The organism is Pseudonocardia sp. KRD291 (assembly GCF_019263595.1).
Taxonomy (GTDB): domain Bacteria; phylum Actinomycetota; class Actinomycetes; order Mycobacteriales; family Pseudonocardiaceae; genus Pseudonocardia.
The window spans coordinates 1-11,173 of the sequence record NZ_JADQDD010000213.1; the positions used below are offsets into that span (position 1 = coordinate 1).

At 69.3% G+C, this 11,173-nt stretch carries 6 protein-coding genes; all 6 read left to right on the plus strand.

All coding sequences use genetic code 11. The features are described 5' to 3' along the window. Positions 1 to 84 precede the first annotated feature (84 nt). The 6 genes from I4I78_RS23800 to I4I78_RS23825 all read left to right on the plus strand — a co-directional run bounded on the left by I4I78_RS23800 (position 85) and on the right by I4I78_RS23825 (position 11,114). Complete coding sequence (locus tag I4I78_RS23800) at positions 85 to 648, plus strand: hypothetical protein (protein WP_218613703.1); 564 nt, start codon at positions 85 to 87, stop codon at positions 646 to 648. 97 nt (positions 649 to 745) lie between these two features. After that, entirely contained in the window at positions 746 to 1,675 is a 930-nt protein-coding gene (locus tag I4I78_RS23805) for a hypothetical protein (protein ID WP_218613704.1), read from the plus strand. Positions 1,676 to 1,952: 277 nt separating this feature from the next. After that, positions 1,953 to 2,564, plus strand: coding sequence for a 50S ribosomal protein L10 (rplJ, locus tag I4I78_RS23810; RefSeq protein ID WP_218613705.1), 612 nt, complete (start codon positions 1,953 to 1,955; stop codon positions 2,562 to 2,564). A 76-nt stretch (positions 2,565 to 2,640) separates the two neighbouring features. Beyond that, positions 2,641 to 3,033, plus strand: a complete 393-nt coding sequence (rplL, locus tag I4I78_RS23815; RefSeq protein ID WP_218613706.1) for a 50S ribosomal protein L7/L12 — start codon at positions 2,641 to 2,643, stop codon at positions 3,031 to 3,033. A 626-nt stretch (positions 3,034 to 3,659) separates the two neighbouring features. Then, the gene (locus I4I78_RS23820) at positions 3,660 to 7,157 is read left to right on the plus strand and encodes a DNA-directed RNA polymerase subunit beta (RefSeq protein ID WP_218613707.1); all 3,498 of its coding nucleotides are present in this window, start codon (positions 3,660 to 3,662) and stop codon (positions 7,155 to 7,157) included. 54 nt (positions 7,158 to 7,211) lie between these two features. Then, positions 7,212 to 11,114: a DNA-directed RNA polymerase subunit beta' gene (locus I4I78_RS23825; RefSeq protein ID WP_218613708.1), complete on the plus strand. Its 3,903-nt coding sequence runs from the start codon at positions 7,212 to 7,214 to the stop codon at positions 11,112 to 11,114. Positions 11,115 to 11,173 lie beyond the last annotated feature (59 nt).

An 11,173-nucleotide genomic window follows, 5' to 3' on the forward strand; every position in this document is an offset into this window, starting at 1 on the left:
GCTCCGGCACTCGTCACCGACTTCGCCCAGATCCTGGGCGGTGCCTGACGGCTGTGCCCCCGCAGCCCGAGGAGGTAGCTCCCCATGTCCGTCCCCACCGATGAGCGTCCGCCACCCGAGCCGGCGTCCCTGGCGCCCGCCGGCGGCCTGGCCCGCGCGCTCCCGATCGCATCGGTCGTGGCCGCGGTGCTCGCCCTGGTGTTCGGCGCTCTCTGGCTGGTCTCGCTGAACAGCGACTCGGTCTCGATCGCCTCCGACCGGGACGCGGTGCTCCGCGACGCCCGGCAGGCGGTGCTGAACCTGAACACGCTCGACTTCCACAACGCCGACGGCGGCCTGGACCTGTGGATCCAGTCCTCCACGGGCTCGGTGCGCGACGAGTTCGAGAAGAACCGCCAAGCCTACGCCCAGCTGGTCACGCAGCAGAAGCGGACCACGAGCGCCACCGTCGCCGACGCCGCCGTCGGCGAGCTCGACTCCCGTGCCGGCGTGGCCCGCGTGCTGGTCGGCGTCGACGTGACGGTCACGCCGGAGGGCCAGCAGCCCACGGTGACCCGCCAGCGGATCGAGGCGGAGATGACGAAGACGCCGGACGGCTGGAAGGTCAGCGCCCTCGATCCCCTGCTGACGCCCGGCGGGGGCGGCTGAGCCACTCCCGGACCGTCCGCGCCGGGCGCGTCCCCGCGCCCCGCATCCCGGCCTCCGGGCCACCCACGAGGTCGACCGACACCAGGAGGTCACCGCCATGTCCACGAACCGCCGCCGTCCGACCGGGGGGCCACGCCGCCCACAGGTGGCCGGGCGCCCGCGCACCGCGGGACCGTCCGACACCGAGTCGCAGGAGAGCGCCGAGGGCACGCTGGCCGTCGAGGAGCGCACGGGCGTCGCCCCGCCTGCCCGGCAGGAACCTGGCCCCCGTGCGGAGCGTTCCGACGCGGACACCACGACACGGGACCCGATGCGGCCCGTCGGCGGGAGCGCCGCGGCGCCCGGCGTCGCGGAGGGCACGGGAGCCGGGAGCGAGCGCTCCGGGGACGACCGGCCCGAGCTCGACCGCACGGAGTACGACCGCCCGGAGCAGCCGGAGTCCGCGGGTGACGCCGGGGATGCCGCGGCGGGGTCGTCCGGTGGGCGGCGCCGGATCCCGATGCCGTCCGCACCGACGACCCGCCGGGGTACCGCCCTGCTGCTGGCGGTGACGGTCCTGCTCTCCGCGGCCGCCGTGTTCTTCGCCGTGTCCTTCTTCGGCATGCGCTTCACGGGGGCGGCCACGAACACCGCACTGAGCGACGTCGGGACGACCGCGGCGGTCAGCGAGCAGATCGGGGAGGCGGTGACGAAGGTGTACTCGTTCGACTTCGCCCGCCTCGACCAGGCCGAGGCCGACGCCCGCGCCGGCATCACCGCGCCGTTCGACCAGCAGTTCGACCAGATCTTCGGCAACGTGCGGCAGCTGGCGCCCCAGCAGCAGGCGGTCGTCACCGCGACCGTGCCGAAGTCGGCGGTCGCGAGCATCGACGGCGACCGGGCGACGGTCTACCTGTTCGTCAACCAGGTGATCACGCGCGTGGACGACCGCGGGGCCCGTCAGCAGGGCGGCGCGGCGGCGCGGCTGCGGGTGGACGCGCAGAACGTCGACGGCCGCTGGAAGATCGCGGGCATGTCGCCGGCCTGACCTCGGCGATCGTGCACGCCGGTCCCCGGACCCCGCCCGCCGCGGGGCCGGGGACCTCGCGTATTCTTGCCACAGTTCCACCGAAGACCGCAGGTCTGCGCCCGAAGGGGCGTACGAAGGCCCATCTCGAACGGGCGGCCCGCGCAGGAGGACGAGGCCGGATCCGGGCGCCCGCGTGTGCCCGTTCCCTGTACGCCCCGTGCCGACTGCGCACGGGGCGTTCGTCGTATCTCGGGTCGGAAGCGGTGGTCCGCACACCACCCGAGAGGAGGCAGGGATGGCCCGATCCGACAAGGTCGCGGCGGTCGACGAGATCGCCAACCGGTTCCGGGATGCGTCCGCATCGGTGGTCACCGAGTACCGCGGACTCAGCGTCGCGAAGCTCACCCAGCTGCGCCGTGACCTGGGCGACGACGCGAGCTTCCGCGTCGCCAAGAACACCCTGGTCAAGCGTGCGGCGGAGGACGCCGGAGTGCAGGGCCTGGACGGCCTGCTCGCCGGACCGACGGCGATCGCGTTCATCAAGGGCGAGCCGGTCGACGCCGCGAAGGCGATCAAGCGTTTCGCCAAGGACAACCCTGGTCTGTCGATCAAGGGCGGGTACATGGACGGGCGCGCCCTGTCCACGTCCGAGGTCGAGCAGCTCGCCGACCTGGAGTCCCGCGAGGTCCTGCTGGCGAAGCTGGCCGGAGCCATGAAGGCGAACCTGTCCAAGGCCGCGGGGCTCTTCGCCGCGCCGGCCTCGCAGGTCGCGCGCATGACGCAGGCGCTGGCCGACAAGAAGGCCGCCGAGGGCGAGGCCACGGCCCCGTCCGCCGACGCAGCCGCCGAGGCCCCCTCGGAGACCGCCGAGGCCGCAGAGCCGGCCGAGGCGTCCGCCGAGAGCTGATCGCGCACCGCCGTTGTACTCGGCTGACCACTCAGCCACGTATCCACCATCATCTTTGGAAGAAAGGACCGCCACCATGGCGAAGCTGTCCACCGACGAGCTGCTCGACGCGTTCAAGGAGCTCACCCTCATCGAGCTGTCGGACTTCGTGAAGAAGTTCGAGGAGACCTTCGACGTCACCGCCGCCGCTCCGGTCGCCGTCGCGGCCGCGGGCCCCGGTGGCGGGGGCGAGGCCCCGGCCGCCGAGGAGGAGAAGGACGAGTTCGACGTCATCCTCGACGGCGCGGGCGACAAGAAGATCCAGGTCATCAAGGTCGTCCGTGAGGTCGTCTCGGGCCTGGGCCTGAAGGAGGCCAAGGACCTCGTCGAGGCCGCCCCGAAGGCGCTGCTCGAGGGTGTCGCCAAGGAGGCCGCCGAGGCCGCCAAGGCGAAGCTCGAGGAGGCCGGCGCGAAGGTCTCCGTCAAGTAGTCACCTGACGGAGCCCCACGCGGGCACCACGCACGAGAAGGAGGGGCGGGACCCGACGGGTCCCGCCCCTCCTTCTGTCCTGTCACGGGACGCCCGTGCGCCGCGTGTGCCCGCGGGACACGCCGTGGCGAGGAATACACCCCCGACCGTTCGACGTTCCCACCCGTGCACCGCCACCCGGCGAAGCTCCCGGTCGGCGGAGCAGGGAGCCGGTCGTCCCGCAGAAGGAACCACTCGACGACGCGTGGAGGCTTGACTCGGTGCGCCGGGCAGGTCACTCTTAGGTCTCGGTGGTTGCCTTACTGCTTCACTCGGCGACCTGTCTCGACAGCTGCCCTTCGAGCGGCTAGACTTCTCCTTTGCGCTGCCTGCGTCCAGGTCTCGCGTGCACGCTGTCGGAAAATCCGGACCGGTGACGGTCGTCGGAGAGCTGTCCGGTGGGGTGTTCGCGAAATCTGGTCGCGGGCCGCGCCCGACAACAGACGGCGTGCCTCGAAGCCGGTTCTGCTGCCGTCCGACCCGGTGGGCCGGATCCGATCGATCGGATCCACCGGGATCGGAGGAGACGGTAGCGCCCGGCCCCGGCGTACGCCAGACGAGAAGCGCAGTTCTCGGAAGGACGCATCTTGGCTGTCTCCCGCGCCGCCGCGACCACCTCGACCCTTGCCAGTACGGCGAACCCGAACTACCCAGGGGCGCCGACCCGGGTCACCTTCGCGAAGATCCACGAGCCGCTGGAGGTCCCTGATCTCCTCGACCTGCAGATCCAGTCCTACGAGTGGCTGGTCGGCAGCGAGGCCTGGTTCCAGCGGCGGATCGAGGCCGGCGACGAGCTCCCGGTCAGCGGTCTGGAGGAGATCCTCACCGAGATCTCCCCGATCGAGGACTTCTCCGGCTCCATGTCGCTGTCCTTCTCCGACCCCCGCTTCGACGAGGTCAAGGCCTCGGTCGAGGAGTGCCGGGACAAGGACATGACCTACGGCGCCCCGCTGTTCGTCACCGCGGAGTTCACCAACAACACCACCGGCGAGATCAAGAGCCAGACGGTGTTCATGGGTGAGTTCCCGGTGATGACGGACAAGGGCACCTTCATCATCAACGGCACCGAGCGCGTCGTGGTGTCCCAGCTGGTCCGCTCGCCGGGTGTCTACTTCGACCACTCGATCGACAAGACGACGGAGAAGGACGTCTACTCCGTCAAGATCATCCCGAGCCGGGGTGCCTGGCTCGAGTTCGACGTCGACAAGCGCGACACCGTCGGTGTCCGCATCGACCGCAAGCGCCGCCAGCCGGTCACCGTGCTGCTCAAGGCGCTGGGCTGGTCCAACGAGGCGATCGCCGAGCGCTTCGGTTTCTCCGAGACGCTCATGACGACGCTGGAGAAGGACCACACCGCCGGGCAGGACGAGGCGCTGCTCGACATCTACCGCAAGCTGCGCCCCGGCGAGCCGCCGACCCGCGAGTCGGCGCAGGCCCTGCTGGAGAACCTGTTCTTCAAGGACAAGCGCTACGACATGGCCAAGGTCGGGCGCTACAAGGCCAACAAGAAGCTCGGCGTCGGTGTCGAGCCGTCGGTCGGCACGCTGACCGAGGACGACGTCGCCACCACCATCGAGTACCTGGTCCGGCTGCACGCCGGCGACACCTCGATGGTCGTCAACGGTGACACCGAGATCCCGGTCGAGACCGACGACATCGACCACTTCGGCAACCGCCGCCTGCGCACGGTCGGTGAGCTGATCCAGAACCAGGTGCGGGTCGGGCTGTCCCGCACCGAGCGCGTCGTCCGCGAGCGGATGACGACGCAGGACGTCGAGGCGATCACCCCGCAGACCCTGATCAACACCCGGCCGATCACGGCCGCGATCCGGGAGTTCTTCGGCACCTCGCAGCTGTCGCAGTTCATGGACCAGCACAACCCGCTGGCCGGGCTGACGCACAAGCGCCGCCTGTCCGCGCTGGGCCCGGGCGGTCTGTCCCGGGAGCGCGCGGGCATGGAGGTCCGCGACGTGCACCCGTCGCACTACGGCCGGATGTGCCCGATCGAGACCCCGGAGGGCCCGAACATCGGCCTGATCGGGTCGCTGTCGAGCTTCGCGCGGGTCAACCCGTTCGGCTTCATCGAGACGCCGTACCGCAAGGTCGTCGACGGCATCGTCACCACGCAGATCGACTACCTGACCGCCGACGAGGAGGACCGCTTCGTCGTCGCGCAGGCCAACGCGCTGCTGAACGAGGACGGCTCCTTCGTGGACGACCGCGTCCTGGTCCGGCGCAAGGAGGAGGTCGACCTCATCGCGCCGACCGGCGTCGAGTACATCGACGTCTCGCCGCGCCAGATGGTGTCGGTCGCGACCGCGCTGATCCCGTTCCTCGAGCACGACGACGCGAACCGCGCCCTGATGGGCGCGAACATGCAGCGTCAGTCCGTCCCGCTGCTGCGCAGCGAGTCGCCGCTGGTCGGAACCGGCATGGAGCTGCGCGCGGCGGTCGACGCCGGCGACGTGGTGGTGGCCGAGAAGGCCGGTGTGGTCGAGGAGCTGTGCGCCGACTACATCACCGTGATGGACGACGAGGGCCTGCGTCAGACCTACCGTCTGAACAAGTTCCGCCGCTCCAACCAGGGCACCTGCAACAACCAGAAGCCGATCGTCGACGAGGGCGCCCGGGTCGAGGTGGGCCAGGTGCTCGCCGACGGGCCGTGCACCGAGAACGGCGAGATGGCGCTGGGCAAGAACCTGCTCGTGGCGATCATGCCGTGGGAGGGCCACAACTACGAGGACGCGATCATCCTCTCGCAGCGCCTGGTGCAGGACGACGTGCTGACGTCGATCCACATCGAGGAGCACGAGGTCGACGCCCGGGACACCAAGCTCGGCGCCGAGGAGATCACCCGGGACATCCCGAACGTCTCCGAGGACGTGCTGGCCGACCTGGACGAGCGCGGCATCATCCGGATCGGTGCCGAGGTCCAGCCCGGCGACATCCTGGTCGGCAAGGTGACGCCGAAGGGCGAGACCGAGCTGACCCCGGAGGAGCGGCTGCTGCGCGCGATCTTCGGCGAGAAGGCGCGCGAGGTCCGCGACACCTCGCTCAAGGTCCCGCACGGCGAGAACGGCAAGGTCATCGGCATCCGGGTCTTCTCCCGCGACGACGACGACGAGCTGGCGCCGGGCGTGAACGAGCTGGTCCGGGTGTACGTGGCCCAGAAGCGCAAGATCTCCGACGGTGACAAGCTCGCCGGCCGCCACGGCAACAAGGGCGTCATCGGCAAGATCCTCCCGGCCGAGGACATGCCGTTCATGGAGGACGGCACCCCGGTCGACATCATCCTGAACACGCACGGTGTGCCGCGACGGATGAACATCGGCCAGGTCCTGGAGACCCACCTCGGGTGGATCGCCAAGACCGGCTGGGAGATCGAAGGGACGCCGGAGTGGGCGTCGAAGATGCCCGAGGAGCTCTACTCGGTGCCCGCCGACACGAAGACGGCCACGCCGGTCTTCGACGGTGCGCGCGAGAACGAGATCACCGGGCTGCTCGGCTCCACCCTCCCGAACCGCGACGGCGAGCGCATGGTCGGCTCGGACGGCAAGGCGAACCTGCTCGACGGGCGTTCCGGGGAGCCGTACCCGTTCCCGGTCGCGGTCGGCTACATGTACATCCTGAAGCTGGCCCACCTGGTGGACGACAAGATCCACGCTCGTTCCACCGGCCCGTACTCGATGATCACCCAGCAGCCGCTCGGCGGTAAGGCCCAGTTCGGTGGCCAGCGCTTCGGTGAGATGGAGTGCTGGGCGATGCAGGCCTACGGCGCGGCCTACACGCTGCAGGAACTGCTGACCATCAAGTCCGACGACGTCGTGGGCCGGGTCAAGGTCTACGAGGCGATCGTCAAGGGCGAGAACATCCCCGAGCCCGGGATCCCCGAGTCGTTCAAGGTGCTGCTGAAGGAGCTTCAGTCGCTGTGCCTGAACGTCGAGGTGCTCTCCAGCGACGGGGCGGCGATCGAGATGCGTGACTCGGACGACGAGGACCTCGAACGTGCCGCGGCGAACCTGGGCATCAACCTGTCCAGCCGTCCCGGTTCCGAGTCGATGACCGTCGACGACGTCGTGAACTAGGCCCAGCGGCCTTCTTCTCAGTAGCCGAAAGCCTTAGAGGAACAGAGGACATACGTGCTCGACGTCAACTTCTTCGACGAACTGCGTATCGGCCTGGCCACAGCCGAGGGAATCCGCCAGTGGTCGCACGGCGAGGTCAAGAAGCCCGAGACCATCAACTACCGCACCCTGAAGCCGGAGAAGGACGGGCTCTTCTGCGAGAAGATCTTCGGTCCGACCCGGGACTGGGAGTGCTACTGCGGTAAGTACAAGCGCGTCCGCTTCAAGGGCATCATCTGCGAGCGCTGCGGCGTGGAGGTCACCCGCGCCAAGGTGCGGCGTGAGCGGATGGGCCACATCGAGCTGGCCGCCCCGGTCACGCACATCTGGTACTTCAAGGGTGTGCCCAGCCGGCTGGGCTACCTGCTCGACCTGGCGCCGAAGGATCTCGAGAAGATCATTTACTTCGCCGCGTACGTGATCACCTCGGTGAACACCGAGCTGCGTCACAACGACATGTCCACGCTCGAGAACGAGATGAGCGTGGAGCGCAAGCGGGTCGAGCAGAACCGCGACAGCGACCTGGAGGCCCGGGCCCAGAAGCTCGAGGCCGACATCGCCGAGCTCGAGGCCGAAGGGGCCAAGGGCGACGTCCGGCGCAAGGTCAAGGACGGCGGCGAGCGGGAGATGCGCCAGCTCCGCGACCGTGCCCAGCGCGAGCTGGACCGGCTCGAGGAGATCTGGACGACGTTCTCCAAGCTCGACGTCCAGCAGCTGATCGCGGACGAGAGCATCTACCGCGAGCTCTACGACCGCTACGGCGACTACTTCACCGGCGCCATGGGCGCCGAGGCGATCCAGACGCTGCTGAAGAACTTCGACATCCCGGCCGAGGCCGAGAAGCTCCGCGAGATCATCCGCAGCGGCAAGGGCCAGAAGAAGCTGCGCGCGCTCAAGCGGCTCAAGGTCGTCGCGGCGTTCCAGACCACGGGCAACTCGCCCATGGGCATGGTGCTCGACTGCGTCCCGGTCATCCCGCCGGACCTGCGCCCGATGGTGCAGCTCGACGGTGGCCGCTTCGCCACGTCGGACCTGAACGACCTGTACCGCCGCGTGATCAACCGCAACAACCGCCTCAAGCGACTGATCGACCTCGGCGCGCCCGAGATCATCGTCAACAACGAGAAGCGGATGCTGCAGGAGGCCGTCGACGCGCTGTTCGACAACGGCCGCCGCGGCCGGCCGGTGACGGGCCCGGGCAACCGGCCGCTCAAGTCGCTGTCCGACCTGCTCAAGGGCAAGCAGGGCCGGTTCCGCCAGAACCTGCTCGGCAAGCGCGTCGACTACTCCGGCCGTTCGGTCATCGTCGTCGGCCCGCAGCTCAAGCTGCACCAGTGCGGTCTGCCCAAGCAGATGGCGCTGGAGCTGTTCAAGCCGTTCGTGATGAAGCGCCTGGTGGACCTCAACCACGCGCAGAACATCAAGTCGGCCAAGCGGATGGTCGAGCGTGGCCGCTCGCAGGTGTGGGACGTGCTCGAAGAGGTCATCTCCGAGCACCCGGTGCTGCTCAACCGCGCGCCGACCCTGCACCGCCTGGGCATCCAGGCCTTCGAGCCGCAGCTGGTGGAGGGCAAGGCCATCCAGCTGCACCCGCTGGTCTGCGAGGCGTTCAACGCGGACTTCGACGGTGACCAGATGGCGGTCCACCTGCCGCTGTCGGCCGAGGCGCAGTCCGAGGCCCGGGTGCTGATGCTCTCGAGCAACAACATCCTCTCGCCGGCGTCCGGCCGTCCGCTGGCCATGCCGCGTCTGGACATGGTCACGGGTCTGTACCACCTGACCCGGCTCCGCGAGGAGGCCACCGGGGCGGGGGCCTACTACGGCTCCTCGGCCGAGGCGATCATGGCCTACGACCGGAAGGTGCTGCACCTGCAGGCGCCGATCAAGATCCGGCTGCCCGGGGTCACCCCGACCGCCGGTGCCGAGATCGGCGACGACGGGATCTGGCGCGCGGAGACCACTCTCGGCCGCGTCATGTTCAACGAGCTGCTGCCGCAGGACTATGCGTTCATCAACGAGCCGCTGCCGAAGAAGCGTCAGGCCGCGATCATCAACGACCTGGCCGAGCGGTACTCGATGACCGAGGTCGCGCAGGTGCTGGACCGTCTCAAGGACGCCGGCTTCTACTGGGCCACCCGCTCCGGCGTGACGCTGGCGATCGACGACGTCGTCGTCCCGCCGAACAAGCAGGAGATCCTGGACGGCTACGAGGTCAAGGCCGACCAGATCAACAAGCGCTACCAGCGCGGCGCCCTGTCGCACCAGGAGCGCAACGACGAGATGGTCAAGATCTGGACGCAGGCCTCCGAGGAGGTCGCGCGTGCGATGGAGGCCAACTTCCCGCCGGACAACCCGATCCCGACGATCGTGCAGTCCGGTGCGGCAGGCAACATGGCCCAGGTCCGCCAGCTGGCGGGCATGAAGGGCCTGGTCGCGAACCCCAAGGGCGAGTACATCCCGCGTCCGATCAAGTCGAACTTCCGCGAGGGCCTGTCCGTGCTGGAGTACTTCATCTCCACGCACGGCACCCGGAAGGGTCTGGCGGACACCGCGCTGCGGACCGCCGACTCGGGGTACCTGACCCGTCGTCTGGTCGACGTGTCGCAGGACGTCATCGTCCGCGAGGTCGACTGCGGCACCGAGCGTGCGGTCACCATGCAGGTGACCGAGGAGACCAGCGACGGGCGGCTCATCCCGCACCGTTACCTGCGGACCTCGGTCTACGCACGGTCCTCCGCCGAGGAGGTCACGGGTCCGGACGGCGAGGTCATCGTCGCCCGCGGCGGCGATCTCGGCGACCCCGCACTGGACGCGCTGGTCGCGGCCGGTGTCCGGCAGATCCGCGTGCGCAGCGCGCTGACCTGCGCGTCGGCGACCGGCATCTGCGGGCGGTGCTACGGCCGCTCGATGGCCACCGGCAAGCTGGTGGACGTCGGCGAGGCGGTCGGCATCGTCGCGGCGCAGTCCATCGGTGAGCCCGGCACGCAGCTGACGATGCGTACGTTCCACGTCGGCGGTGTGGCAGGAGACGACATCACGACCGGTCTGCCGCGTGTCACCGAGCTGTTCGAGGCCCGGGTCCCGCGCGGTAAGGCACCGATCGCCGACGTCGACGGCCGCATCCGGATCGAGGACGGCGACCGGTTCTGGAAGATCACGCTGGTGCCGGACGACGGCAGCGAGGAGATCGTCTACGAGAAGCTGTCCAAGCGGCAGTGGCTCGGGATGACCTCGGTCGACGGTGCCGAGCGGCCCCTGGCCGACGGTGACCACGTCACCGTGGGTCAGCTGCTGCTCGAGGGCACGGCCGACCCGCACGAGGTGCTGCGCGTGATGGGCCCGCGTGAGGTGCAGCTGCACCTCGTGCGTGAGGTGCAGAAGGTGTACCGCACGCAGAGCGTGGACATCCACGACAAGCACGTCGAGGTGATCGTCCGGCAGATGCTGCGCCGGGTCACGATCATCGACTCGGGTGCCACCGAGTTCCTGCCCGGCGCACTGGCCGAGCGGGGCGAGTTCGAGTCGGAGAACCGCCGGGTCGTCTCCGAGGGCAACGAGCCGGCCTCGGGCCGTCCGGTGCTCATGGGGATCACGAAGGCCTCGCTGGCGACGGAGTCGTGGCTGTCCGCGGCCTCGTTCCAGGAGACCACCCGGATCCTCACCGATGCCGCGATCAACGGAAAGCGCGACAAGCTCGTCGGGCTCAAGGAGAACGTGATCATCGGCAAGCTGATCCCGGCCGGTACCGGCATCAACCGGTACCGCAACATCCAGGTCCAGCCCACGGAGGAGGCCCGCGCGGCCGCCTACGCGCTGCCGAGCTACGACGACGGCTACTACAGCCCCGACGTGTTCGGCACGGGCACCGGTGCCGCGGTGCCGCTGGACGACTACGACTTCGGGCGCGACTACCGCTAGGCGGTCGCAGGTTCCGGGGCTCGCGACGGTGAGCCCCGGAACCACTCCGAAGTTCCCGT